The following is a 25,662-nucleotide window of genomic DNA, read 5'->3' as shown; positions in this document are numbered from 1 at the left end:
TCAGCCGGCCGGGACCGGGCTACAGACCGAGTTCGGCTTCGAAGGCTCCGTTTTCCAGCCGGTGCTTAATGAAGGCCAGGAAGCGAGCTGCGTCGGCACCGTCGACGATGCGGTGGTCGTAGGTGAGGGACAGGTACACCGTCGAACGAACCGCGATGATCTCGCCCAGCTCCGGATCGTCGACGACGGCCGGCTTCTTCGTCACGATGCCGGTGCCGAGGATGCCCACCTGCGGCTGGTTGATGATCGGTGTGTCGAACAGGGCGCCTCGACTGCCGGTGTTCGTCAGGGTGAAGGTGCCCCCGCCGAGCTCGTCGGGCGAGATTCGGTTGGCCCGGGTGCGGCTCGCCAGGTCGTCGATCTTGCGTGCCAGCCCGATGAGATTGAGATCGCCGGCGTTGTGGATGACGGGCACGACCAGACCACGCTCGGAGTCCACGGCTATGCCGAGGTTCTCCTCCCCGTGGTAGGTGACCGTGCCCGCCTCGACGTCGATGCTGGAGTTGAGCTGCGGGAACTCACGCAGCGCCGCGCAGGTCGCCAAGGCGAAGAACGGCAGGAATGACAGCTTGATGCCCTCCCGAGCCTGGAAGTCGCTCTTCGCCCGGTCCCGCAGCCGTGCGATCCGGGTGACGTCGGCCTCCACCACGGTGGTGAGCTGCGCGCTGATCTGCAGCGACTCGACCATGCGGCGAGCGACCAACGCCCGCAGGCGGGAGAGTTTCTCGGTCCGTCCGCGGACGGGGGCTGCGCCGGTCGGCGCCACGGCCGGGGCAGCCGGGGCTGTGGGGTGGGCCGCGGGAGTCTCCTGCGCTGCGGGAGCCGCGTCCCGCGACCGGGCGGCGTCCTGGATGTCCTGCTTGGTGACACGTCCACCCGGCCCGGTTCCCGCCACGGTCCCCAGGTCCACGCTGAGCTCGGCGGCCATCTTGCGCACGAGCGGGGTGACGTAGCGACCGATGCCGTCGCCGTTCCCGTTGGCGGCGGCCGGGATCTGGGCCGGGACCGGGGTGGGCTCCGGCTGACGAGCGAACGCCGGTGCCGGCGTGGGCGTCGGTGCGGGTGCGGGTGCGGGCGTCGGAGTAGGCGGAGGCGGAGGCGCCGCGGCAGCCGGCTTCACGGGTTCCGGCGCGGCGGGCGCCTGCGCGGCCTGCGCCGGTGCGGCGCCGCCACCCGCGGACCCGTTGTCGATCACCGCGAGCTCGACGCCGACCTCGACGGTCTCATCCTCGGCGACCTTGATCGAGCTGACGACACCGGAGGCGGGGGCGGGGATCTCGGTGTCGACCTTGTCGGTGCTGACCTCGAGCAGTGGCTCGTCGGCCTCGACGCGTTCACCCTCCTGCTTCAGCCACCGTGTGACGGTTCCCTCGGAGACACTCTCCCCGAGCCGGGGCATTCTGACAGATACAGACATGCGGAACGACTCCTTCGTCGCGTCCGGCATCTGCACCGCGCGGGCGGCCGGCCGGAGGCGCTCATGCTTGGCGTGGCCTGAATCCTGGGCGGATCGGGCCGCGGGGGTGGCGCGGGCAGGCACGATCCAGGGCGGTGCCCGCTAACCGTGGACGTGAAGGGGCTTGCCGGCCAGCGCCAGATGCGCCTCGCCGAGAGCCTCGGACAGCGTGGGATGCGGGTGGATGAGCTGGGCGACCTCGGCGGGGAACGCCTCCCAGTTGGTGATGAGCTGAGCCTCGGCGATGAGCTCGCCGACCCGGTCGCCGACCATGTGCACGCCCACCACCGGACCATCGGGGACCGCGATCAGAGTGACCGCACCGGAGGTCCTGAGGATCTGGGACTTGCCGTTGCCCGCCAGGTTGTAGGTGACCGTCTTGATCTCGCCGTACCGCTCCCTGGCGACCGCGGCGGTCAGGCCGACCGAGGCCACCTCCGGATGGGAGTAGGTGACCCGCGGAACGTTGTCGTAGTCGACCGGCACCGGGCCCAGCCCGGCGAGCTGCTCTGCGACGAAGATGCCTTCGGCGAAGCCGACGTGGGCGAGCTGGAGCCCGGGCCGCAGGTCGCCCAGCGCGGACACGGTCGGAATGTTCGTGCGCAGCTGACGGTCGACCAGCACGTAGCCGCGGTCGGTCGCGATGCCGACCTCCTCGTAGCCGAGACCTTCCGAGACCGGTCCACGACCGACTGCGACGAGCAGCAGTTCGGCCTCGATGGTGGTCCCGTTCTCGAGGGACACCGTCACGCCTTGGTCGGTGGACTTCACCCCGGAGAACCGCGCGCCGAGATGCTGCTTGATGCCGCGCTTGCGGAAGGCGCGCTCCAGCAGCTTGGAGCTGGACTCGTCCTCGAGCGGGACGAGGTGCGGCAGCGCCTCGACGATGGTCACCTCGGCCCCGTAGGACCGCCAGACGGAGGCGAACTCGCATCCGATGGCCCCGGCGCCCAGTACCACCGCGGAGGCCGGCACACGGTCGAGGGCCAAGGCGTCATCGCTGGTGATGACCTTGTCGTGGTCGATGTCCAGGCCGGGCAGGGTCTTGGAGTACGAACCGGTCGCGAGCAGGACGTGCCGCCCCTCGATGACCCGGTCTCCGACGGCCACGGCGGTCGGGGAGACCAGCCGGCCGAATCCCTCGACGACCTCGATCCCCCGGGACTTGATCAGGCCGGTCAGCCCCTTGAAGAGCCCGGCGACGACCGAGTCCTTGTAGGAGTTGACCGTGGCCATGTCGATGCCGTCGAGGGTCGAGCGAACCCCGAAGGCCTCGCTTTCGTTGATGTTGTCAACGATCTCCGCCGAATGCAGCAGCGCCTTGGTCGGGATGCAACCTCGGTGCAGGCAGGTGCCGCCGAGCTTGTCCTTCTCGATCAGAACGACGCTCAGGTCGAGTTCCGCGGCGCGCAGCGCGGCGGCGTATCCGCCGCTGCCGCCACCGAGGATGACCAGGTCGACGGGACCGGCCGCTGAATTCGTCACGCCAGGGGTCCCTTCTCGTTGAATCCTGAGGTCTTGCTGGTGGTGCTGAGAGCGTTACTCGTAGTGCCCGCTACGCTCGGCGGCGAAGCCGGTGGAGCGGTTGGCCGCCGCTCCCGACGGCGTTCCCGCCGCTGAGCGCGGCCGCCGAAGCAGGAGCGTCAGGCCACGACTCGCCTAGCCACGGCGACCGGATGCCAGTCTTTCACGTCGTGCGTCCACTGCCGCTCGGATGGGCGTGAGTGTGCTGCATTGCGCGATGCGCCAGCAACCGTTGTGTACCTACCTTCCTCCGCAGGTCAGCTCTCAGCCGGGGAACCAGTGGCCGAACCGGGGGAGGCCACCATCGCCGCGCGGTCCTGCGCCAGCTGGACGAGCGTGCGTACGATCATGCCGGTCCCCCCCTTGGGGGTGTGGCCGTAGGGCTCTCCACCGTTCCAGGAGGGACCGGCGATGTCGATGTGCGCCCAGGACACCTTCTCGGGGACGAACGAGGCGAGGAAGTGCGCGGCGACCAGCATGCCGCCATCCCGGTTGCCTCCCGGTGGCACGTTGGCGATGTCGGCCACTGTTGAGTCCAGTCCCTTGCGCAGATCCGGCGGAAGGGGCATCGGCCAGACGCTCTCGCCGGCGGCGGCGGCCGCCGCCGCGACCGCGTCCACCGCGGCCGCACGACCCATCAGCCCGCTCGTCCGGTGGCCGAGGGCGACAATCTGTGCGCCGGTCAGGGTGGCCACGTCCACGATCAGGTCCGGTGACTCCTCGTTGGCGCGGACGAGGGCGTCGGCGAGCACCAGCCGGCCCTCGGCGTCGGTGTTGAGCACCTCCACCCGGGTGCCGCCGCGCAGGGTGAGAACGTCGGAGGGACGGATCGCGTCGCCCGAGGGCATGTTCTCCGCGCAGGGCATCCAGCCGGTGAGAGTGATCGGGAGCTTGAGCCGGGCCGCGGCGATGACGGTGCCGAGCACCGCGGCCGCGCCCGCCATGTCGGTCTTCATCCATTCCATGGATGTCGACGGCTTCAGGGACAATCCCCCGGAATCGAAGGTGATGCCCTTGCCGACCAGCGCCAGCGCCGGCCGCTCGGATCCACCGCCGCGCCATTCCAGCCGCACCAGCCGCGGCGGATTCGCGGATCCCTGGCCGACACCGAGCAGGCCTCCGAAGCCGCCCTCGGCGAGCGTCACCTCGTCGAGGACCTCGACTGTCACGCCGGCGGCGGTGGCCCGCTCGACGGCGATGTCGGCGAGCAGGGCGGGGGACAGATGGCTCGGCGGAGTGTTCACCAGATCGCGGACCAGGGTGACCGCATCCGTGATGATGACGGCCCGGCGCAGTTCCTCTTCCGCCGTCGGGAGGCTCTGCTCGTCAACGAGCAGCGTCAGCTCCTCGACGGGGCGTGGGCGGCCGTTCGCTGACGTGGTGCGCAGCCCGTCATAGGAGTAGGTGCCGAGCAACGCGCCTTCGGTCACGGCCCGCACCGACTCCGGCGTGACCGCGCCCGGCGCGGCCGCCAGAGCGACGGCCACCCGCGCGGTCCCGGCGAGGGAGCGCACCGCGACCCCGGACGCCCGGCGTAGTGCCTCGGTGTCGATCGGCGTGGACGACATCGGCGTGGACGACGTGGCGAGGGGGCCCAGCCCGACCGCGAGGACCGTCGTGCAGGGCACGGCACCGAGGGTGGCGAAGCGGACCGTTTCGCCGGCCTTGCCGGTCGCACCCAGCGAGGCAAGCACCTCCGTCAGCCGGCCGCCGAGCGCGGTGTCCAGGTCCGCCGCGCCCCCGGTCACGAGGAGCCCCTCGTCGCCGGTGGCGGTGCCGATCACCACCGCGTCCACATCGAGATCGGCGAGAGCGGCGGTACTGGGCACGATGGTGGTCATGCAGTGAGCGTATTGAACGGGACGTCTTCCCGGCGGTGATCCGGACGCCACCGGCGGGTGGCCGGAGGCCAGGCCCGCGGTCGTTTCGGCCGGTGCCGGCCTGATACTAGGCTGCTGGCCATGGCAGAGCTGCGTCGATCCCCAGAGCTGCGTCGATCCCCGCTGTACGACCGGCACGTCGAGCTGGGCGCGAAGATGGCCGGGTTCGGTGGCTGGGAGATGCCGATCGAGTACGCCGGCCGCGGGGTGCTCGCCGAGCACCAGGCGGTCCGCGGCGCGGTCGGGATCTTCGATGTCAGCCATCTCGGCAAGGCCAGGATCGCCGGCCCCGGCGCCGCCGCCTTCGTCAACGCCTGCCTGACCAACGACCTGCGCCGGATCGGCCCCGGCCAGGCGCAGTACACCTTGTGCTGCGAGGAGACCGGCGGGGTCGTCGACGATCTGATCGCTTACCTGTACTCCGGCGAGGAGGTCTTCCTCGTCCCGAATGCCGCGAACACCGCACAGGTCGTCGCTCGCCTTGCCGCGGCGGCGCCGGCGGGCGTGTCCGTCACCGACCTGCACACCGGGTACGGCGTGGTGGCGGTCCAGGGACCGGCCTGCGTCGACCTGCTCGGCGCCCTCGGCCTGCCCACCGGCGGGACGTACATGAGTTTCGTCGACGCGGAGTGGAAGGGCCACCCGGTGATCGTGTGCCGGTCGGGCTACACCGGAGAGCGAGGCTACGAGCTGTTGCCCCGTTGGGACGACACCCCTGCGCTGTGGGATGCGCTGTTCGCGGCAGGTGAGCCGCTCGGCGTCGTGCCGGTCGGCCTCGGCGCCCGCGACACGCTGCGGACCGAGATGGGGTATCCGCTGCATGGCCAGGACCTCTCCTTGTCGATCATGCCGGTCCAGGCCCGCTCCGGATGGGCCGTTGGCTGGGACAAGGATCGCTTCTGGGGACGCGACGCCCTGCTCGCGGAGCGGTCCGCCGGCGCCTCCCGCCTGCTGTGGGGGCTGCGGTCCACCGGCCGGGCGATTCCCCGTCCGCACATGACCGTGACCTCCGCGGCTGGTGCCACGGTCGGTGAGGTCACCAGCGGCACGTTCTCTCCGACGCTGCGCCAGGGGATCGGACTCGCCCTGCTGGACCGGTCCGTGCAGGCGGGCGACACGGTGAACGTCGACGTCCGGGGCCGTCCGAGTCCCATGACGGTTGTCCGGCCGCCGTTCGTCGGGTCCTCGCCCAAGTAGCCCAGCCGCCGGGCGGGCCTGCCCGGCGGACTCCAGCGGGCGGCGTCCGCCGCGCTGTCAGTGCAGGCCGAGGGCGTGCAGGACGGGCGTCGGGATCGTCATGGCCATGGCGAGCAGGGTCGCCGCCGCGGTGATCTCGATAAGCCCGCCGAGGATGTCTCCGGTGATCCCGCCGAAGCGCGTGAGCAGATACCGCCGGAGCAGGAACGAGACGCCTGTCCCGACCCAGACCGCGAGGACCGCTCGCAGCGCCCGGCCGGGGTCGCCGCCGTCGAAGTCCAGCAGTCCGGCCAGCGCCGCGACGGCGCAGACAGCCAGGAAGGACAGCACCGCGTCCCGGGTCCGCACGGTTCCCGCGACCAGCGCACCGAGGCCATCCGGCCGAGCCGGCGGGATGGCGCCGGTACAGGCCAGGGTGGCCGCGAGCCTGCTGGTCATCGCGGCGACCAGAATCGACAGCGTGCCGCGATGCGCCGAGATCGTCGTGCTCAGGGCCCCGACCTGAAGCAGCACCACGAACAGGACAATGATCGCTCCGAAGGCTCCGATGGTCGACTCGCGCATGATCTCCAAGGCGCGATCCCTGCCCCGCGCTCGCCAGGCGCCGAGCCCGTCCCCGAGATCGGCCAGCCCGTCGAGATGCAGGCCCCGGGTGACCAGAGCGAGCACCGCGACGCCGACGACGGCCGGCAGCAGGGTCTGGGTGCGCTGACCGGGAACCGCCGTGACGATCCGGGTGGCGAACACCGCACTGCCGGCAAGCAGCCCCAAGGCCAGGCCGACGAAGGGTGCCAGGGCCATCGCCCGGCCCGCGAGCCGCCGGTCGGTGTGCTCCGGGCCCCGCAGCGGCAGGACGGTGAGCAGCGTGAATGCTGTTCTCGCCTCGAGCATCACGGGGCACCGGCCGCGGGGCCTGAGCCCTCCTGGCTGCCGCTGACCTCGGCTTCCCCGCCGACCTCGGCTTTCCCGCTGACACCGGCCTGGTCGAACGTCGCCATCTCGGCCAGCGTGGCCTGGGCCGCCCGCAGGAACGGAACGGCGAGGAGCGCACCGGTACCCTCCCCGAGACGCAGGCCGGCGTCGACCAGGGGGGTCAGACCGAGTGCGTCCAGTGCGATTCCCTGGGCGGGCTCGGTGGACCGGGTGCCGGCCACCCACCACTGGTTTGCTCCCGGGGCGATCCGCTCTGCGGCCAGCGCCGCCGCGCAGACGATCACACCGTCGAGGATGACCGGCGTCCGTCGCACGGCGGACTGCACCAGCAGCCCGGCCAGGGCGAGCAGATCGGCTCCACCGACGACCCGCAGCACCGAATGCGCGTCGCCGGTGAACAGCCGGCCGCGCCGCATCGCGTCCCGGATCGCGGTCGTCTTGATCATCCAGCGTTGGTCGTCGATCCCCGTCCCGCGGCCGACCACCTCGATCGGCTCCCGGTCGCACAGCAGCGCCACGATGGTGGCTGCGGGGGTTGTGTTGCCGATCCCCATCTCGCCGGGAACAAGCAGGTCCGCGCCCGCGTCGATCTCCTCGTCCGCGATGAGTCGGCCGACGGCGAACGCGGCGTCCGCCTCCGCGACCGACAGCGCATCGGTGCGGTCGATCCGTCCGCTCGACCGTCGCACCCGATAGCGCTCCGGTGCGGCCGATCCATCCACCCCGCCCGGCGTGAGGGGCCGCGCGGTGTCCACGGACACGTCCACCACGCGCACGGCGGCCCCGACCTGGCGGGCCAGCACGTTGACCGCCGCGCCGCCCGCGGCGAAGTTCGAGACCATCTGGGCGGTCACGTCGCTGGGGAAGGCGGACACCCCGGCCTGGGCGACACCGTGGTCGCCGGCGATCACGACCGCCCGGATCCGGGCGAAGGGACGGGGCGGGCAGGTCGCCTGTGCGCCGGCGAGCCAGATGGACAGATCCTCGAGCCGGCCCAGCGCCCCGGGTGGCTTGGTCAGTTCGGTCTGCCGCTGGCGAGCCGTCGCCATCGCGTCGGAGTCCAGCGGGGGAACGGCGGGAACGGCGCTGCCTGACGCATCGGGATCCACGGGATCCTTACTACCTGATCCGCTCGGTCGGCAACGCACCACATCCCCGCGAAGGTATCTCCCAGCGGTCCCCGTACCGCATGATTGTGCCGATCGGCGCGGCCGGGACGGTTGGTCCTTGCCGGCGTGGCTGGCAAAGGCCGGTTGCGGAGGCGGCGGGCTGTTGAGATCGGGTACTTTGCCGGATGTGTCAGCGCCCGCGGTGCCGGTGCCGGCCGTTCCCATCGGGGGAGCGGCGGGCGGGCACGAACGCCGGGTGTTCCTGAGCCACACCGCTGAGCTGCGTCGTTTTCCGCGGGACCGCTCGTTCGTGGCGGCGGCCGAACGTGCTGTCGCGCTGGCCGGGGACCGGGTCATCGACATGGCGTACTTCGGGGCTCGCGACGACGATCCGGCGGAGTTCTGCATCCGCGCTGTCCGCTCGTCCGATGTCTACATCGGCCTCATCGGCTTCCGTTACGGCTCCCCGGTGCCCGGCCGGCCGCAGGTCTCGTACACCGAGCTGGAGTTCGACACGGCAACCGCCGCCGGGATCCCCCGCCTGGTGTTCCTCCTCGACTACTACGCCGAGGTGCCGTTCGGAGACTTCGTCGACGACCTGCATCCCGCTCGCCAGAAGCGATTCCGTGCCCGGCTGCGGGAATCGGGCATCATCACGACCGACTTCCGCAACGCGGGTGACCTGGAGACCGCCGTCCTCGACGCCCTGGTGAAGCTGCGGGAGAGCTAGCGCCGGGAGGCGGCCGCGGGCAGGTCGCTCCTGGCGGGGCCGTCCACCGCGGTGGACCAGGCGGTGCCGGGACGACCGCGTCGACCATGGATGGTGCCTGCGGACCGCGGCGGTGTCGTTGCCCGGCCGGCGCTCACCTCCGCGGTTCTCGCGCAGGTGCTCGCCGGGGCGACGCCCGCGGCCGACGCGGGGTCTTCCGGGGCGTCGGGGTTTTCCGGGGCGTCGGCGGGCGGGGTGATGGACGCACCGGTCGTCCTGTACGGAACGGGCGGAATCGGAAAGACGACCCTGGCTCAGCAGGTCTGTCGGCGTCCGGAGATCGCCAGGCGGTTCGGCGGTGGCGTGCTGTGGGTGACGATCGGGGAGTCGCTCGGCGGCGCGCACCTCGCCGACCGGGTCAATGATCTCAGTGAGGCGCTCTCGGGTCTTCGTCCCGCCCTCTCCGATCCCGAGCAGGCCGGTTTTCATCTCGGCACGCTGCTCGGCGACGAGCCCCGGCTTCTCATCGTCGACGACGTGTGGGAACGCGCCCAGCTCCGCCCCTTCCTGCAGGGCGGTCCGAACACGGTGCGGCTGGTCACCACGCGGCTGCGCGACCTTGCTCCCCGGGCCCGCATGGTTGAGATGCCGACCATGGCCCACGGTGAGGCGATGGCGCTGCTGCTGCGGGACGTCGGCGGTGGTGTGCCGGCGGAGGCCGCGGCGCGGCTGCTGGTCGTCACCGGTCGGTGGCCGATGCTGCTGAGCCTGGTGAACCGGACCCTGGTGCGGCACATTCGGGATGGGATGACCGTGCCGCGGGCCGTCGAGCGGGTGCTGCGTCGCCTCGAGCGGCGCGGTCCGACCGGGCTTGACGTCAGCCGGGCCGCGGACCGGAACGAGGCCGTGGAGGTGACCCTGGGGGCGAGCCTTGGGCTGCTCACCGGGCATCGGTTGGAGCGTTATCTCGAGCTCGCCGTGTTTCCCGAGGACGTCGAGATTCCCCGGGAGGTACTCGAGGTGTACTGGGGAGCCACCGTCGACCTCGATCCGGACGAGGTCGACGATCTCTGCCAGGAGCTCGCGGACCTGTCCCTGGTCGTCGCCTATCGACAGACGCCACCCTCCCTGCTCCTGCAGGATGTGCTTCGCACCTATCTGCGGGTCCGGGTCGGCCCGGCACGGCTGCGTGAACTCGACGCCCTGCTGTGCGATGCCCTCTACACCGCCTTTCTCGCCACCGGGACCGCCACCGCCGGACCGTCGCGGATGCCGGCGCCCTGGTGACTGCTGCCCGACTCCGCCGGATACGCCTGGGCCTATCTGGTCCGTCATCTCACCGGAGCGGAACGGACCGACGAGGTCGCCGCCCTGCTGCACGACCTGCGATGGACCCTCGCCAAACTCGCCCGCCCGCACCTCGGCCCGGTGGCGCTCGAGGCTGATCTGGCCATCGCCACCTCCGCTCTGCCCACCGATCCCGTGCTGGCGGTGCTGAGCCGGACCGTCGCCCAGAGCGCGCATCTGCTGGCCCCCACCGACCCGCCGGAGGCCCTCGGCGCCGTCGTGCTCAGCCGCTTCGACGAACGGCCCGAGCTCGCGGCGGCCCGGTCGCAGCTGGACCGGTACGTCGGCGTACCTCGCCTGGCTAACCGCTGGTCCCTGCCCGACCAGCCGCATCCGGCGCTGCGCCGCGCCTTCGGTGGCCACCGGCGGTGGGTGCACGGGCTCGCCGTTGCTCCCAGCGGCGATTGGCTGGTATCGGCCGGTAGCGATGGAACGGTTCGCGTCTGGGACGTCCCGGAGGGACGATCCCGTGCCGTGCTCACGGGCCACCACGGTCCGGTGCTGGCCTGCGCGGTGGCGCCGGACGGGAGAACCATCGCCTCGGCCGGTGCCGACGGAACGGTCCGCCTATGGACCGCGCCCGATCCCGTCGACGTGCCGGATCTCGGGGATGTCCCGGCTTTCGGGGATGCCCCGGCTCTTGGGGATGCTTCTGGTCTTCGGGATGCTCGGAGTCTCGACGACGGGCAGGCGGACGGCGCCGCTCTGTCCGCCATCACCGCCGTCACCGCCGCAGCCTCGCCGGACCGGCCCGAGCCCCGGGTGCTGACCGGGCCTGCCGGCGAGGTCAACACCTGCGCCTTCACTCCTGACGGGGCGGGGATCATCTCGGTCGGCGGGGCCGGGACCCTGATCCGCTGGGACGTTGTGAGCGGAGATTCTGTCTTTCAGGTCCCCGTCTCCGGCGCGGCGCTGCGCTGCTGCGTGCCGGCGCCGGACGGAAGCTGGATCGCCGTCGCGGGTGACGACTCCGTCATCCGGATCTGTGATGCGACGACCGGAGCCCCGAGGTTGACCCTCACGGGCCATGCCGGATCCGTACTCTCGCTGACCGTCGCTCCAGACGGTAGCTGGCTCGGCTCGTCGGGGCAGGACGGAACAGTCCGCCGATGGTCAATGCCCGCCGGCCGGCAGGATCGCGTGATCAGCGATGGTGCCGGGTCCGTGCGGTGCGCCGCGGTCGGCCCGGATGGCCGCCTCCTGGCGACGACCAGCTGGGAGGGAGCGATCCGGCTCTGGGACGCCGAGCGCGGCACCCATCGCGCGGAGCTGGTCGGCGCCGTCGGAAGCCGCACGTGCGTGGTCTCCCCGGACGGATCATGGGTCGCCGCCGCGGGCCGCTACGGCAGCATCCGGTTGTGGGCAACCGACGTCACCCTGCCCAAGCCCGCCGCGAGTGGCCGGGACGAGGCGATGCGGGGCTGCGCCGTGGTGGTCCCCCGCGGGCGGGACGCGCCCACCCTGGTCGTCGCCTACTCCGACGACGGCACCGCGACCGCCTGGGATCTGGCCACGGGAGAGCCAGGCGCGGCGAGCAGTGGCGGTCGTGTCCAGCAGGCCCGCGGGTCGGTGGCCGCACCCGACGGTTCCTGGGCGGTCGTACCCGTGGACACGAACGCGGTCGGGCTGTGGGATCCCGTCACCGCGACGGTACAGGCCGTGCTGACGGCCGACGTCGAGATCTACGGATTCGCTGTCGACCCCACCGGTTCCTGGCTCGTCGGGGCCTGCGGGGACGGCTCGCTGCGGATGTGGGAGACCGAGGGGGGCGAGTGGCTGGCCACCTTTGCTGCCGCCACCGCCACCGCTGCCGCGTCGAGCGGTTCCGAGGATCCCCGCGGTCTGGTGGGCTCTGTTGATCAGGCGGGTCATCGCGGTCCGGTGCAGGCCTGCGCGGTCAGCCCGGACGGCAGGTGGCTGGCCTCGGGCGGCAATGACCGCACCGTGCGGTTGTGGGACGTGGCGACGTTGGAGCAGCGGGCTGTGCTCACCGGCCACACCGACAACGTGCTGGGCGTGGGGATCTCCCCGGATGGCGCGCTGGTGGCCTCCGCGGGAGCCGACCACACCGTGCGGGTCTGGCGGGTGAGCGACGGCGCGGCGGTGGCGACGCTCATCGGACACGTCCACACCGTGCGCGACGCGGCCTTCTCTCCGGACGGGGCGTGGCTCGCCACCGCGGGCGGCGACGGCGCGCTGCGCATCTGGGACACCTCGACCTGGCGATGCGCCACCATGATGCGTTTCGAGGGCGCGGCCCGGTCCTGCCGGTGGCTTCCCGCGACCGAACTGGCCGGTCTCATCGTGGCCTGCTCGGCCGGGCTCTATCGCTACGACTTCCTCACGGGAGGATTCGTCCCGTGAGGATTCGTCCCGTGAGGACGCTATGACCACTCGTGCGGGAACGGTCGCAGCCGGAGGGGGATGCCCGCGACCACCTGCCACACCTCGTCGGCCTCGGCCGCGAGATCGGCGTTGAGACGGCCGAGCGCGTCGCGGAACCGGCGGCCGGCCTCGGCCGGGGGAACGACTCCGGAACCGACCTCGTCCGTGACCGCGACGACCCGGCGGCCGGTGGCCCGCCAGGCGTCAACGAGCTCCTCCGCGCGGATGCGCAACTCGTCCGGACGGTCCAGCCAGGCGCCGACCCACAGCCCCAGACCGTCGATGAGCAGCGGTGGTCCGGGAGAGCGCAACAGGGGGACCAGATCGACCGTCTCCACGGTCGTCCAGGCGGCCGGGCGCCGCCGCCGGTGTGCGGCGATCCGCTCGGACCACTCGGCGTCGGCCGGATCAGGCGGCGCCGATGTCGCGACGTAGACCACCTCCGGTTCGGCGAGCAGCCGGCGTTCGGCCTCGGCCGACTTCCCCGACCGGGCACCCCCCGTGATCAGGAGCCGGTGTGGTGCCGGGAACACCGGGCGCTGCCACCGCCCTGGTGCCCGTGGTGGCTGTGCTGGCTGAGACGGCTGTGGTGGCTGCCGCCGGGCGGCCGGGACGATGTCATAGACGGTCCCGTCCGCCGGTGCCAGCGCGCCGGCGAGCTGGAGCCGGCGGGCCAGTTCGTCGCCGGGCGGGTTGCGGTGACTCAGATGAACGGCCAGTACCAGGGTGCTCGGCACCACGGCGCCGCGGCGGCGCAGCTCGGCCACGAGCTGACCGAAGGTGTCGAGGTCAAGGTGCTCGCCGAACCCCGGCCGGTCGCCGTTGTTCTCCTCCAGCAACACGACGTCGTAGGCGCGGCCGGTGACCGCCTCGAGCGTCTCCGCCGGCAGCGGCGCCGCGGTGTCGCAGCCGTACAGCAGGCGTCCACCGTCCGGCGCCGTCACGTCGTAGAGCACGGCCGGCCCGATGCTCGCGTCACCGTGCCGGGCGGCGACCGGTCGAACGAGGTAACCCCGATCGCTCGGGGACTCCTGATCCTCCGCGGATCCCCGGTCCTCCGCGGCCTGCCGATCGTCCCCGCCGAGGCGCAGGGGCCCGGGTGCCGTCGGCGTGCCCCCGGGCACCACGGCGATCAGCCGCAGCGGCGAGCCGTCCCGGTCCGGATCGGATCGCTCCCAGCGAGCCAGGAACTCCCGGCACGCCGCCAGCGCCCCCGGCGGACCGACCACGTCGAGGGGCCGTCCCGCGGCTGTCGACCACGAGCGCCACATCAGGCTCTCGGGCCCCAGATGATCGGGATGGGCGTGGCTGATCAGCAGATGACGCAGCCCCGACAGGCGTACTCCGAGCCGGGCAGCGGTCCGGGGCACGTCGGGACCACAGTCGATCAGCAGGGCGTCGTCGATCAGAACGGCCGTCTGCCCGCGTACTTCGTGTTCCCTGGCCCAGGCACAGGATGCGCAGTCGCACCACGGGTTGGGCCAGCCGTCCGCCGAGCCGGTGCCGAGCAGCGTCACCTTCATCGTGTTCCGTCTCCCGGATCCCGTGGCGCCCCGGATCCCCCGGGGTCTCCGCCTCTCCGGGTTCTCAAGCCTGCCAGGCTCCGTGGCCTCCGGAACCTCAGACGTGCGGGTGGCGCTTGCGCTCCCACAGGGTCATGAGGGTGAGCACCACCGCCAGCAGGAAGATCGCCGCGAAGGTGACGAGCGCGGCGGCCCACCAGGTCAGGGGCGCGTCCTCGTGTTCCACGGACTCGGCCACGATGGCCGCTGCGTTGTAGACGGTCGTTCCCACGCGGGTTCTTCCTCCTTGTACCGACGTACTGCTCACGCAGACGTGCCTGTCGTGCGGACCTGCCTTCGACGCGGCTGTGCTCACCGTGCGGACCTCCGCCGGCTCGCGCGACCGGCGATGACCGGTGACGCCGGCTTCGCGATCGTGGTGGTCGCGGTGCCGTCCGGGCATCCACCAGAACTGACGTTACCGGCGTTCACGACATCTTGGCGCCGGTATCGCCGACCGCGCCAGTAGCACGGGCCGACCGGACCCGGGCCCGCGGGCCGGTCGACCAGTGCCACGATGGATCATCGGCCCTGGGGTGGGGCCGGGAGTCCCGCGTCGGCTGGGTGCACGCGGTTGGATGGGGCGACCGGCCGGCGCACTGGCCGATCACGGCCGGCGGTTCCAGCGCGGGCCGCCCGGGTGGGAAGGACACACTCATGACCTGGACCTGGCGCTACGAAGGCGATGACGGCACCATCACGATGGTCGGCGGGGACTCGACCTCCGAGTCGTTCACCAGCCAGGGAGACGCTGAGACGTGGCTCGGGGAGACCTGGCGTGACCTGCTCGATGCGGGGGTGGCGCAGGTGACGCTCCTCGATGCCGGCCGTCGCATCTACGGGCCGATGAGCCTGCGCCCGGTGACCTGAGCCGCCTCCGCCCGTGCCGGTCCCGACCGGTGCCGGTCCCGATTCGTGCCGACCGAACTACCTCTTGACGAGAGGTCGGCTAACGGCGTTAGCTAGCAGTGTTGGCTAGCGGCGTCGGCCTGTCCGGTGTGGTCCGGCCGGCCGAACCATCGAGATCGCTTAGGCTGGCGCCGGGCCGCTCCGGTCGGCAGAGAGGGTGCAGATCTTGACCGAGCACAACAACCCGTCCACTCTGGCTGAAGCGCATTACCTCGCCCCCGGATGGTTCACTCGTAACGTGGCCAACCGCGCCGTCGCGGCGTTGACCCGGGCGGGGATCAGCCTCCTGGGCAGCCGGATCCTCGAGGTACGCGGCCGGATCAGCGGCGAGCCGCGCCGGACCCCGGTGAACCTGCTCATCTTCGACGGGCAGCAGTACCTGGTCTCGGCGCGAGGACATGGCCAGTGGGTGCGTAATCTGCGCGTGGCCCAGGGCGAGCTGTACCTGCTGCGTGGCCGGTCGCGCACGCGTTACTCCGCGATCGAGCTGGATCCGGCGGCGAGCGTCGCCGTGCTGCGGGCCTACCTGCGGCGGTGGAAGGCCGAGGTCGGCGCCTTCTTCGACGGGGTCGGGCCGGGCTCGTCCGATGAGGAGATCCGTCGGATCGCGCCCCGCCATCCCGTCTTCGTGATCACGCCGGCGTGAACACAGGGACGGCAACCTCACCGGTGCGGGCGGAATCCGGGTCGGCGCCGGCGCGGGGAGCACGGTCGGTGGCGGAGGTGCGGCCGGCCGGCGAGCTGCCGTTGCCCAGGATCGCGCCCCGCCCGGTCCTGGGCCCCGTCTCGCCGCGGGTCACCGAGATCATCACGGTCGCGCGAGGGGTGCTGGAGACCGAGGGGGCGGGGGCGCTGACGATGCGCCGGATCGGTGATCTCCTCGGTATCCGGGCGCCGTCGCTGTACAAGCATCTCGCGGGCAAGCCGCAGCTCGAGGCCAAGCTGATCGAGACCATGCTCATGGAGATCGGGGAGTTGCTCCACGACGTGGTCGACCGCAGCGGTTCCGCGGAGGTGGTCCCGGCCCTGCTGGCCGCGTACCGGGGCTATGCCCGAGCCCATCCGAACCTCTACCGCCTGGTCACCGCCGGTTCGCTGAACCGTCGGCTACTGAGCGCCGACGTCGAGGACTGGGCGGGGGAGCCGTTCTACCGGGCGGCCGGGGAACCCTATCTCGCGCAAGCCCTGTGGGCCGCCGCGCACGGCATGATGATCCTCGAACTGGACGGCCGCTACCTGCCAGGATCCGATCTCGACCGGACCTGGCAGGCGCTGGCCTCCGCTTTCCGCCGAACCGACCCGGCCGACGACCAACCTGGCTGATTCGATCCGATTCGATCCGGGGCAGCCGGCGGGCCCGGGGCCAGGCCTGGAGGCAGGCCCGGGTCAGGCCCGGGTGACGACCTTGGCGAGCACGTCGTCGATCCGATCGAGCAGCACCGCGTCGAGCGTCACGCCGGCAGCCTTGACGTTCTCCCGTACCTGCTCCGGCCGGGATGCGCCGATGATCGCTGAGGCGACGTTGTCGTTCTGCAGCACCCAGGCGATGGCGAGCTGCGCCATCGACAGCCCGGCGTCCGCGGCGATCGGCCGCAGCTCCTGCACCGCGGTCAGCACGTCGTCGCGCAGCAGCCGGGAGATGAAGGTGGAACCGGTTCCACCGGTGGCCCGGCTGCCGGTCGGCGGTGGCTGACCGGGCAGGTACTTGCCGGTGAGCACGCCCTGGGCGATCGGCGACCAGACGATCTGGGAGATCCCGGCCTTCCGGCTGACGGGCACGATGTCGGCCTCGATGGTCCGCCACAGCATCGAGTACTGCGGCTGGTTGGAGATGATGCGGTCCAGCCCCAGCTCGCCGGCCAGCCGGACGGCGTCGCTGATCTGCTCGGCGCTCCACTCGGACACGCCGACGTAGAGCACTTTGCCGGCGCGGACGAGGTCGTCGAAGGCCCGCAGGGTCTCCTCGACCGGCACCGTTGGGTCGTACCGGTGTGCCTGGTAGAGGTCGAGGTGGTCGGTGCGCAGACGGCGCAGCGAGGCGTGCGCGGACTCGATGATGTGCTTGCGACCGAGGCCCTTGTCGTTCTCGCCCGGGCCGGTGGGCCAGTAGACCTTGGTGAACAGCTCGTAGGACTCCCGGCGCACGCCCTGCAGCGCCTCGCCCAGGACGCTCTCGGCGCGGGTACCGGCGTAGACGTCCGCGGTGTCGAATGTGGTGATGCCCTCGTCGAGGGCGGCACGCACACAGGCGGTCGCCGCATCCGCCTCGATCTGGTCACCATGGGTGATCCAGTTGCCGTAGGAGATCTCACTGACCGACAGGCCGCTGCGCCCGAGACGTCGATGCTTCACGTGACGACCTTAGCCGTCGGCCCTGACCGTCGATCAGGGGCGCGGGCCGGAGCGGGAGACCCGCGGGCGGGGGAGTCGCCAGCGCCGCGGCAGTAGCGCGCGCTGCACGGCGTAGGCCCGCACCCGCACCCGGGAGTCCGGGTACTTCTCCGCGACGCGCCGGCTCACCTGCCAGGAGAGCAGGAGCGAGTCGATGACGACCGCGACGATCCCGAGCAGCATCAGCAGGGTCGCGGCCAGCTTGATCGATGCGTTCGGGACCAGTCCGCCGACGAAGTAGACGATGGCGATCGGCAGGAAGAACGACCCGACGTTGATCCGCGTGTCCACGAAGTCGCGGGCCAGCACGCGCTCGGGCGCGCGTTCACGCGGTGGCAGCCGGCTGACGTCGCCGGACATCATCGCCGCGCGGTACTCCTGGCTCTGCCTGCGTCGCGCCGCCCGCGCCTCCTGCTTGTTCGCCGGGGCGCCGAGCGCCCCACCGGGCTTCGTACGGGCGGCCCGCGCCTCCGCCCGGCGGGGCGTGGGTCGGCCCTTGGCCGCCGTGCGCCGCGGATCGGCGACCTTCTCCTGTTCGGCCCTCTCCACCTGCTCGGCGATCGGATCCCCGGCGATGGGACCGGAGCCGGCATCGGAGCTGGCGGAGCCGCGTCGTTTCAGCAGAGCCATCAGGGCAGCGCCAACATCTGGTCGAGAGCCTTCCGGGCATAGGGGGCCATGTCCGGGTCGACGGTGATGCGGTTCACCGTCTCACCCCGCACGAGGGACTCCAGCGCCCACACGAGGTGGGGCATGTCGATCCGGTTCATGGTGGAACAGAAACACACCGTACGGTCCAGGAAGACCACGGTCTGGTCAGGGTGCCTCGTCGCCAGCCGCTGCACCAGGTTCAGCTCGGTACCGATCGCGAACGCCGATCCGGCGGGAGCGGCATCGACGACCGAGATGATGTACTCGGTCGAGCCGACGAGGTCGGCCGCGGTGACGACCTCCCGCCGGCACTCCGGGTGGGCGAGCACCGTCACCCCGGGGATCCGGCGGCGGACTTCGTCGACACTATCGCGGGTGAACCGGCCGTGTACCGAGCAGTGACCCCGCCAGAGGATCATCTTCGCCTCGCGCAGCTGCCGGCTGGTCAGTCCTCCCGAGGGCTTGCGGGGGTCGTAGACGACGCAGTCCTGCTCGCTCATCCCCAGCTCCCCGATGGCGGTGTTGCGGCCGAGGTGCTGATCCGGCAGGAAGAGCACCCGGGCGCCCCCACGCTCGCCGAAGGCCCACTCCAGCGCGCGCCTGGCGTTCGACGACGTGCAGATCGTCCCGTCGTGGCGCCCGGTGAACGCCTTGATCGCGGCCGAGGAGTTCATGTAGCTCACTGGAACGGTGCCGGCGGCGACTCCCGCGTCGAGCAGATCGTCCCAGGCCTGCTCGACCTGCTCGGCTGTGGCCATGTCCGCCATCGAGCAGCCGGCGGCAAGGTCCGGCAGGATCACCTGCTGGTGCGCGCCGGTAAGGATGTCGGCGCTTTCCGCCATGAAGTGCACGCCGCAGAAGACGATCGCCTCGGCCTGCGGCCGCGCGGCGGCCTGCTGGGCCAGCTTGAACGAGTCGCCGGTCACGTCGGCGAAAGCGATGACCTCGTCGCGTTGGTAGTGGTGCCCGAGGATGAACGCCCGATCACCCAGCGCCCGCTTCGCCGCCGCGGCGCGGGCTGTGAGGGTCGGATCGGCCGCCGGGGGGAGTTCACCCGGACAGTCCACGCCACGCTCGCTGGCCGGGTCGGCCTGGCGTCCGAGTAGCAGCAGGGCCAGCGGTGACGGAGTCACACCGACCCGGTCGAGGGCCGGGTCGCGAGCAGGGATCGGGCCGCGAGCAGGGATCGGGCCGCGAGCAGGGATCGGGTCGCGCCGCAGGGCCGGGTTGGTGGTCATGGCACTCCTCCGGTCGACCGGCCCTCGGCCTGGCCGCCTCGTCGTCCGCGGCGGCCGATCGAACGATCCCGCCGGACCCGTCCACGAATGGTCGATGAGACTCTAACTCCCGGCGCCATCGTATGCCGAGCTCTTCGTGGTCAGCTGGCGGCCAGACGAAGGTCACTAACGTGAACGGGAGTGACCACCGTCTCCAAGCATGGTCGGGATCTCGACGTGGTTGGCCCGCGCCGGCATCGCTACCATAGGAAGCGGATCCCGGCCGACGGTGTTGGGCATGGATGTCGGCACAGTGGCAGTGCCGTGCCCGGGGGGGTGTGCGCCGGATGGTCGGCGGCGCCCTGCGTACAAGTCAACCGGAACTAGTGGCCTGGCTTGCCAGGCACGTCCACCAAGGGCAGGAGTAGTCCCTATGACCGTTCAGGACACCACCGCACCCGCGACGCAGTCCTCGAGCGTCGTCCTCACCGACACCGCCGCAGGCAAGGTGAAGACCCTGCTTGAGCAGGAGGGTCGGGATGACCTCAAGCTGCGTATCGCGGTGCAGCCCGGAGGCTGCTCGGGCATGCGCTACCAGCTGTTCTTCGACGAGCGGTCCCTCGACGGCGACACCGTCCTCGATTTCTCCGGTGTCAAGGTGGCGGTGGACCGGATGAGTGCCCCGTACCTCGGCGGGGCGACGATCGACTTCGTCGACACGATCGAGAAGCAGGGTTTCACCATCGATAACCCGAACGCCCAGGGTTCCTGCGCCTGCGGCGACTCGTTCCACTGATGCGCTGAGCACCGGGCCGCACCTCCTGCTCGGGCCGCGTCTCGGCGCGAGCCCCGGGGCGCGGTTCGGTGACCGGTTGATCAGACCGGAACGTTCGGGAGAGCCCGGTCCGACCTTTGTTCGTCGGACCGGGCTCTCCCGCATGTGTTGTGTCGGTATCCGCTTGTGTCGGTATCCGTCGTTTCCATTGCCTGCGGGTCCATTGCCTGCGGGCCGCCGGAATCACGGGACACCGCGATCTGACGCCTCCGTAATGACGCGTGTGAACCAGCGCGAGCCGGTGGTTCCGGGCTTCGGGGCAGGCCGGTAAGCTCCTTGATCGTGCGTATCGCCGTGACTGGTTCCATCGCCTCCGACCACCTCATGCGCTTTCCTGGAAAGTTCGCCGAGCAGTTGCTCGCCGACCAGCTTGAGCGGGTCTCGCTGTCCTTCCTCGTCGACGAGCTCGTGATCCGGCGGGGCGGAGTGGCGGCCAACATCGCCTTCGGCCTGGGCCGGCTGGGCCTGCGCCCGATCCTCGTCGGCGCGGTCGGCGAGGACTTCGCCGACTACCGTTCCTGGCTCGACCGGCACGGTGTGGACACCGCCTCCGTGCGGGTCAGCGAGATCGCGCACACCGCGCGGTTCGTCTGCACCACCGACGAGGACCTCAACCAGATCGCGTCCTTCTACCCGGGTGCGATGAGTGAGGCCGCCGACATCGAGCTGAGGCCGATCGCCGAGCGGTTCGGCGGCCTGGACATGGTGATCGTCAGCCCCAACGACCCCGGGGCGATGCTGCGCCACAGCGAGGAGTGCCGACAGCGGGGATATCCGTTCGCGGCGGACATCTCCCAGCAGCTCGCGATCATGGAGGGCCCGCAGATCCGCGAGCTCGTCGTCGGTGCGGCCTACCTGTTCTGTAACGAGTACGAGAAGGCGCTGCTCGCCAGCAAGACCGGCTGGTCGGACGAGGAGATCCTGGCCAGGGTCGGCGTCCGGGTGACCACGCACGGCAAGGATGGTGCGGTCATCGAGGCCCCGGAGAGCGACCCCATCCGGGTCCCGGTCGTTCCCGCCCGCGCCACCCCGGATCCCACCGGAGTCGGGGACGCCTTCCGGGCTGGGTTCTTCGCCGGCCGGTCCTGGGACCTCTCGCTCGAACGCTCCGCCCAGGTCGGCTCCCTGCTCGCCACCCTGGTCCTGGAGACGATCGGCACCCAGGAGTACACGGTGGAGCCGTCGGAGGTGCTTAAGCGTCTCACCGAGGCCTACGGTTCCGACGCCGCCGCCGAGATCGCCGAGCATCTGCCGACAATCTGAGCCGGAAGATTATACAAGCCGCCGGATGACGAACGCCTCCCCGCCCTCCGGGAGCGGGGAGACGCCCACCAGCTCCTGACCCCGCAGCCGGCACCAGGCCACGACGTCCGCGCCGGCGGCGGGATCGTCGGCCCAGAGCGTGATGGTGCCGGTCACCGGAATCCCGCCGAAGGCGCGGGCCAGATCGATGATCGGCAGCGGGCAGCGCCGTCCTCGCGAGTCGACCGTGTGCGGCTGTTCCGTCATCGGATTGTCGGCGTCAAAGCCCGGCGGCGCCCAGCCGGTCCCGCACGGCGCGCACGGCCGCGGGCAGCGCCGTCAGCAGGGCGTCGAGGTCGGCCCGGGTCGACTCGCGGCCGAAGGAGATCCGCAGGTTGCCGTGCGTCAACGCGCCCATGGCGACCAGGACATGGCTCGGGGCCAGGGTGTCGGATGTGCAGCTCGACCCGGAGCTCACGGCGATTCCGGCCCGGTCGAGCTCGGTCAGCAGTGCCTCGCCCTCGACGTAGAGGCAGGAGAACGCGCTGATGTGCGGAACCGTCGCTGCCCGGTCCGGGTCGCCGAGTAGTTCCACGCCGTCGACGAGTTCGGGCAGCCGGCGGCGCAGCTCGGCCACGTAGCCGGCGAGCCGGGGCGCCTCCGCGGCGAGTTCACCCGCCCGGGCGCTCAGCGCCGTGGCGGCGGCGGCGACGGCGGGGACGTTCGGATAGCCCGCAACCCGACCGCCCTCCCGCTCGTCGACGGGACCGGGACTGCGCCAGCGGGTCCCGGTGCGCACGGCGAGAACGCCCACCCCGGGTGGTCCGCCGAACTTGTGGGCACTCGCGGTGAGCAGATCCACCCCGAGGTCGGCCAGGTCGACGGGGATGTGGCCGACTGTCACGGCGGCATCGGTGTGCAGCGGCACCCCGGCGGCGCGCATCCGTTCGGCGACCTCGGCGACCGGCTGGATGGTCCCGACCTCATGGTTGGCGTGCTGGAGGCTGGCGACGGCGGTACCGGCGACGGGGGTGAAGCCGGCGGGGTCGATCCGGCCAAGATGATCCACACCGACCCTGACGACCCGTCCACCGGCCTGTTCGTGCCGCTGCGCAGCGTGCAGGACGCTGGAGTGCTCGACCGCGCTGACCATGACGACGTCACCCGCGCGCCGCCGGGCCGCCGCCGTGCCCAGCAGGGCCAGATGCGCCGCCGCCGACCCGCTCGCGGGAAAACTGATCTCGTCCGGCCGAGCCCCGAGTACGCTCGCGACGGTCTCGCGCGCCGCGTCGAGCAGCATGCGCGCCCGGCGGCCCTCCCGATACAACCGTGCCGGGTCGGCCCAGCCATCCTGAAGGGCCACTAGCAGAGTCTCGCGCGCGGCAGGGTGCAGCGGCGTGGTCGACGCGTGGTCGAGATAGGCCGGCACCTGTGAAACGGTACGCCGTGAACGGCCGGGAGGGGCGTGCGTCACAGGCGCTGACGGGGGCCTGAGGCGAGAAGGTTCGCGGCCGCTGAGATACGCTGCTGCCGCACCATCTACAGCGTGTCGAAGACAGCATGTCGTCCGGTTGGATCGGCGGGGCGACATGGCGTTTCCAGGGGGTCTCGCGCGCGGGGACGAACGCTGTCCGCCCCCGCGGCCGCGGCCCGCTCGTCGTGGGAGGCAGGACCTGGTGAGGAGATCCTTCGGTCGGACCCGGCCGTCGCTCGCGGATGTCGAGGACACGCCGACGACGCCGGCTGGCTCCGACACACGCGCAGCCGCGGTGTCCGCGGTCGGCGTGCACGGGACGCGGCACATCCGGCCGCTTCGGCGTGTCCTGCGTCTCAGCGCCGCGCTCGCTGTCGTGGGGATCATGGCGACCGCCTGCGACAGGCCCACATTCGGCTATCCCGAGGGCGTGACGAACCACACGCCGCGCCTTCTCAACATCTGGCAGGGTTCGGCGATCGCGGCGCTCGCCGTCGGTGTGCTCGTCTGGGGAATGATCTTTTACGCGGTCATCGCCTTCCGGAAACGCAGCGACGTACTTCCCCGCCAGGTGCGCTACAACCTGCCGGTCGAGGTGCTCTACACCGTCGTGCCGGTGGTGATCGTGGCCGGGCTGTTCTTCTACACGGCCCGGGACGAGACCGAGGTCACCAAGCTTTCGTCGAAGCCCGACGTCACCGTCGACGTGATCGCCTTCCGGTGGAACTGGCAGTTCAAGTACCTCGACACCGGATCCGGCCGGCAGGGTGCCAACCCGATCGAGGTCACCGGTCGCCCCGGTGAGCCGGCGGTGCTCGTGCTGCCGCAGAACCGCTCGATCCGTTTCGTGGAGAGCTCGCCGGACGTCATCCACTCGTTCTGGGTGCCGGAGTTCCTGTTCAAGCGGGACGTCATCCCCGGCCGGGTGAACCAGTTCGAACTGACCGTCACGAAGACCGGCACCTTCATCGGTCGATGCGCCGAACTGTGCGGGACGGACCACGACCGGATGAACTTCTATGTGAAGGTCGTGCCGCAGGCCGAGTACGACACGTTCATCGCGGACCGGGAGAACGCGGTGATCTCGGCGACGCCGGCCGCGTCGATGACCGGGACCGCCGCCACCACCGCAACCACCGGGAGTGGACAGTGACCCTCGTACAAGAACCGGGTGTCGGGCACGCCGACTCCCCGGCCCCCCACATCCCCCGGCGGACGAACCTGCTCGGCTATCTGCGGACGACGTCCCACAAGGACATCGCCGTCATGTACTTCGTCACGTCGTTCGTGTTCTTCATCGTCGCCGGCCTCATGGCCATCATGATCCGGGCGGAGCTGGCCCGCCCGGGGCTGCAGCACTTTTCCAACGAGCAGTACAACCAGCTGTTCACGATGCACGGCACGCTGATGCTGCTCATGTTCGCGACCCCGATCGCCTTCGCGTTCGGGAACTTCCTAGTGCCGCTGCAGATCGGCGCGCCGGACGTGGCGTTCCCGCGGCTGAACGCGCTGTCCTACTGGTTCTTCCTGTTCGGCAGCCTGACGGTGATCTTCGGGTTCCTGACCCCGAACGGGTCGGCGTCCTTCGGCTGGTTCGCCTACTCGCCGCTGAACAACGGGGTGTACTCGCCGGGGGCCGGGTCGGACCTGTGGATCCTGGGGCTGACGGTGTCTGGTCTGGGCACCATCCTCGGCGCCGTCAACATGATCACAACGATCCTGACGATGCGGGCCCCGGGCATGACGATGTTCCGGCTGCCGATCTTCTGCTGGAACTTCCTGGTGACCTCGATCCTCGTGCTGGTCGCCTTCCCCGTGCTCGCCGCGGCGCTGCTCGCCCTGGAGGCCGACCGGCGCTTCGGCGCGCACGTGTTCGACGCCGCCAACGGTGGCGCGCTGCTCTGGCAGCACCTGTTCTGGTTCTTCGGCCACCCCGAGGTCTACATCCTCGCCCTGCCGTTCTTCGGCGTCGTCAGCGAGATTCTGCCGGTCTTCTCCCGCAAGCCGCTGTTCGGCTACAAGGGTCTGGTCTTCGCCACCATCGGCATCGCCGCCCTGTCCGTCGCGGTGTGGGCGCACCACATGTTCGTCACCGGCGCGGTGCTGCTGCCCTTCTTCGCCTTCCTGTCCTTCCTCATCGCGGTGCCGACCGGGATGAAGTTCTTCAACTGGATCGGCACGATGTGGCGCGGGCAGCTCACCTTCGAGACGCCGATGCTGTTCTGCGTCGGCTTCCTAGTGACCTTCCTGTTCGGTGGCCTGACCGGGGTGCTGCTGGCCAGCCCGCCGATCGACTTCCACGTCAGCGACAGCTACTTCGTCGTCGGCCACTTCCACTACGTCATCTTCGGGACCGTGGTGTTCGCCGCCTTCGGCGGCACCTACTTCTGGTTCCCGAAGGTCACGGGCCGGATGATGAACGACCGGCTCGGGAAGATCCATTTCTGGACGGTCTTCCTCGGCTTCCACCTGACCTTCCTGGTGCAGCACTGGCTCGGCGTGCAGGGTATGCCCCGCCGGTACGCCGACTACGGACCGGACGACGGGTTCACCACGCTGAACACGATCTCGTCCGCGGGTTCGTTCCTGCTCGCCGTGTCGACGCTGCCGTTCATCTACAACCTCTGGCACTCCTACCGCAAGGGCCTACTCGCCGTCGTCGACGACCCCTGGGGCTACGGGAACTCGTTGGAATGGGCGACGTCCTGCCCGCCGCCGCGGCACAATTTCCGGGCGCTGCCGCGCATCCGCTCCGAACGCCCGGCCTTCGACCTGCACTATCCGGCCACGATTGGCCGGGTCGACTACCACGCGACTCCCGAGATCAGTTAAGGCGGCCAT

The 25,662-nt window shown here is 70.9% G+C and carries 23 protein-coding genes; 11 read left to right on the top strand and 12 right to left on the bottom strand.

Annotation, left to right across the window (positions count from 1 at the left end):
- Window positions 1-19 precede the first annotated feature (19 nt).
- From sucB to AC08OQ_RS00275, 3 genes are all read right to left on the bottom strand, one after another.
- Window positions 20-1,540 carry a 2-oxoglutarate dehydrogenase, E2 component, dihydrolipoamide succinyltransferase gene (gene sucB, locus AC08OQ_RS00285; RefSeq protein WP_476601288.1) on the bottom strand — a complete coding sequence of 507 codons (1,521 nt, stop codon included), beginning with the start codon at window positions 1,538-1,540 and terminating at the stop codon, window positions 20-22.
- An 18-nt stretch (window positions 1,541-1,558) separates the two neighbouring features.
- Window positions 1,559-2,941, bottom strand: a complete 1,383-nt coding sequence (lpdA, locus tag AC08OQ_RS00280; protein WP_462186327.1) for a dihydrolipoyl dehydrogenase — start codon at window positions 2,939-2,941, stop codon at window positions 1,559-1,561.
- Window positions 2,942-3,237: 296 nt separating this feature from the next.
- The gene (locus AC08OQ_RS00275; protein WP_476599314.1) at window positions 3,238-4,821 is read right to left on the bottom strand and encodes a leucyl aminopeptidase; all 1,584 of its coding nucleotides are present in this window, start codon (window positions 4,819-4,821) and stop codon (window positions 3,238-3,240) included.
- A gap of 120 nt (window positions 4,822-4,941) precedes the next feature.
- Here AC08OQ_RS00275 and gcvT point away from each other — a divergent pair, with 120 nt between their 5' ends.
- The gene (gene gcvT / locus AC08OQ_RS00270; protein ID WP_476599316.1) at window positions 4,942-6,057 is read left to right on the top strand and encodes a glycine cleavage system aminomethyltransferase GcvT; all 1,116 of its coding nucleotides are present in this window, start codon (window positions 4,942-4,944) and stop codon (window positions 6,055-6,057) included.
- A 57-nt stretch (window positions 6,058-6,114) separates the two neighbouring features.
- On the opposite strand, the gene cobS is transcribed toward gcvT, so the two are convergent.
- Both cobS and cobT read right to left on the bottom strand, forming a co-directional pair.
- The gene (gene cobS, locus AC08OQ_RS00265; protein ID WP_462186333.1) at window positions 6,115-6,948 is read right to left on the bottom strand and encodes an adenosylcobinamide-GDP ribazoletransferase; all 834 of its coding nucleotides are present in this window, start codon (window positions 6,946-6,948) and stop codon (window positions 6,115-6,117) included.
- Complete coding sequence (gene cobT / locus AC08OQ_RS00260; RefSeq protein WP_476599318.1) at window positions 6,948-8,099, bottom strand: nicotinate-nucleotide--dimethylbenzimidazole phosphoribosyltransferase; 1,152 nt, start codon at window positions 8,097-8,099, stop codon at window positions 6,948-6,950. Before cobT ends, cobS begins: the two co-directional genes overlap by 1 nt.
- Before the next feature lie 202 nt (window positions 8,100-8,301).
- Between cobT and AC08OQ_RS00255 the strand changes: the two genes are divergently transcribed.
- From AC08OQ_RS00255 to AC08OQ_RS00245, 3 genes are all read left to right on the top strand, one after another.
- Entirely contained in the window at window positions 8,302-8,829 is a 528-nt protein-coding gene (locus AC08OQ_RS00255) for a DUF4062 domain-containing protein (protein WP_476611856.1), read from the top strand.
- 90 nt (window positions 8,830-8,919) lie between these two features.
- The gene (locus AC08OQ_RS00250) at window positions 8,920-10,095 is read left to right on the top strand and encodes an NB-ARC domain-containing protein (RefSeq protein ID WP_476599322.1); all 1,176 of its coding nucleotides are present in this window, start codon (window positions 8,920-8,922) and stop codon (window positions 10,093-10,095) included.
- Window positions 10,096-10,236: 141 nt separating this feature from the next.
- Window positions 10,237-12,519 carry a hypothetical protein gene (locus tag AC08OQ_RS00245; RefSeq protein ID WP_476604086.1) on the top strand — a complete coding sequence of 761 codons (2,283 nt, stop codon included), beginning with the start codon at window positions 10,237-10,239 and terminating at the stop codon, window positions 12,517-12,519.
- Between the two features lie 20 nt (window positions 12,520-12,539).
- Here AC08OQ_RS00245 and AC08OQ_RS00240 read toward each other — a convergent pair whose 3' ends face one another.
- Together AC08OQ_RS00240 and AC08OQ_RS00235 are read right to left on the bottom strand one after the other, a co-directional pair.
- A complete protein-coding gene (locus AC08OQ_RS00240; protein WP_476599323.1) occupies window positions 12,540-14,063 on the bottom strand; it encodes a bifunctional adenosylcobinamide kinase/adenosylcobinamide-phosphate guanylyltransferase in 1,524 nt (507 codons plus the stop codon).
- A 97-nt stretch (window positions 14,064-14,160) separates the two neighbouring features.
- On the bottom strand, window positions 14,161-14,334 hold the full coding sequence (locus tag AC08OQ_RS00235) for a hypothetical protein (RefSeq protein WP_011437513.1): 174 nt from the start codon (window positions 14,332-14,334) through the stop codon (window positions 14,161-14,163).
- A gap of 425 nt (window positions 14,335-14,759) precedes the next feature.
- Here AC08OQ_RS00235 and AC08OQ_RS00230 point away from each other — a divergent pair, with 425 nt between their 5' ends.
- The 3 genes from AC08OQ_RS00230 to AC08OQ_RS00220 all read left to right on the top strand — a co-directional run bounded on the left by AC08OQ_RS00230 (window position 14,760) and on the right by AC08OQ_RS00220 (window position 16,334).
- A complete protein-coding gene (locus AC08OQ_RS00230; protein ID WP_462186322.1) occupies window positions 14,760-14,972 on the top strand; it encodes a hypothetical protein in 213 nt (70 codons plus the stop codon).
- A 205-nt stretch (window positions 14,973-15,177) separates the two neighbouring features.
- Complete coding sequence (locus tag AC08OQ_RS00225) at window positions 15,178-15,657, top strand: nitroreductase/quinone reductase family protein (RefSeq protein WP_476599325.1); 480 nt, start codon at window positions 15,178-15,180, stop codon at window positions 15,655-15,657.
- Between the two features lie 68 nt (window positions 15,658-15,725).
- Window positions 15,726-16,334, top strand: a complete 609-nt coding sequence (locus AC08OQ_RS00220) for a TetR/AcrR family transcriptional regulator (RefSeq protein ID WP_476599327.1) — start codon at window positions 15,726-15,728, stop codon at window positions 16,332-16,334.
- Between the two features lie 63 nt (window positions 16,335-16,397).
- On the opposite strand, the gene AC08OQ_RS00215 is transcribed toward AC08OQ_RS00220, so the two are convergent.
- From AC08OQ_RS00215 to nadA, 3 genes are read right to left on the bottom strand one after another with little or no spacing between them, the layout of a single operon-like run.
- On the bottom strand, window positions 16,398-17,363 hold the full coding sequence (locus tag AC08OQ_RS00215) for an aldo/keto reductase family protein (RefSeq protein ID WP_462186319.1): 966 nt from the start codon (window positions 17,361-17,363) through the stop codon (window positions 16,398-16,400).
- 33 nt (window positions 17,364-17,396) lie between these two features.
- A complete protein-coding gene (locus AC08OQ_RS00210) occupies window positions 17,397-18,032 on the bottom strand; it encodes a DUF3043 domain-containing protein (protein ID WP_476599329.1) in 636 nt (211 codons plus the stop codon).
- Window positions 18,032-19,291 (bottom strand): quinolinate synthase NadA, encoded by a 1,260-nt coding sequence (gene nadA / locus AC08OQ_RS00205; RefSeq protein WP_476599331.1) that lies wholly within the window; start codon window positions 19,289-19,291, stop codon window positions 18,032-18,034. Before nadA ends, AC08OQ_RS00210 begins: the two co-directional genes overlap by 1 nt.
- Window positions 19,292-19,703: 412 nt before the next feature.
- Between nadA and erpA the strand changes: the two genes are divergently transcribed.
- The gene (gene erpA / locus AC08OQ_RS00200; protein ID WP_462186316.1) at window positions 19,704-20,066 is read left to right on the top strand and encodes an iron-sulfur cluster insertion protein ErpA; all 363 of its coding nucleotides are present in this window, start codon (window positions 19,704-19,706) and stop codon (window positions 20,064-20,066) included.
- A gap of 321 nt (window positions 20,067-20,387) precedes the next feature.
- Window positions 20,388-21,368 (top strand): carbohydrate kinase family protein, encoded by a 981-nt coding sequence (locus AC08OQ_RS00195; protein WP_476599333.1) that lies wholly within the window; start codon window positions 20,388-20,390, stop codon window positions 21,366-21,368.
- A gap of 9 nt (window positions 21,369-21,377) precedes the next feature.
- Here AC08OQ_RS00195 and AC08OQ_RS00190 read toward each other — a convergent pair whose 3' ends face one another.
- Both AC08OQ_RS00190 and AC08OQ_RS00185 read right to left on the bottom strand, forming a co-directional pair.
- Entirely contained in the window at window positions 21,378-21,614 is a 237-nt protein-coding gene (locus AC08OQ_RS00190; RefSeq protein WP_462186314.1) for a sulfurtransferase TusA family protein, read from the bottom strand.
- Window positions 21,615-21,627: 13 nt separating this feature from the next.
- On the bottom strand, window positions 21,628-22,776 hold the full coding sequence (locus AC08OQ_RS00185; protein ID WP_476599335.1) for a cysteine desulfurase family protein: 1,149 nt from the start codon (window positions 22,774-22,776) through the stop codon (window positions 21,628-21,630).
- Window positions 22,777-23,023: 247 nt separating this feature from the next.
- On the opposite strand from AC08OQ_RS00185, the gene ctaC reads away from it, so the two are divergent.
- Both ctaC and ctaD read left to right on the top strand, forming a co-directional pair.
- Window positions 23,024-23,974 carry an aa3-type cytochrome oxidase subunit II gene (ctaC, locus tag AC08OQ_RS00180; RefSeq protein WP_476599337.1) on the top strand — a complete coding sequence of 317 codons (951 nt, stop codon included), beginning with the start codon at window positions 23,024-23,026 and terminating at the stop codon, window positions 23,972-23,974.
- Complete coding sequence (ctaD, locus tag AC08OQ_RS00175) at window positions 23,971-25,653, top strand: aa3-type cytochrome oxidase subunit I (RefSeq protein WP_476611855.1); 1,683 nt, start codon at window positions 23,971-23,973, stop codon at window positions 25,651-25,653. Before ctaC ends, ctaD begins: the two co-directional genes overlap by 4 nt.
- The last annotated feature ends 9 nt before the right edge of the window (window positions 25,654-25,662 follow it).

The sequence above is a fragment of the Frankia sp. CcCS3 genome (genome assembly GCF_977927575.1).
The sequence above is the reverse complement of the archived record's forward strand: the minus strand, read 5'-3'. Positions and strand labels throughout refer to the sequence as shown.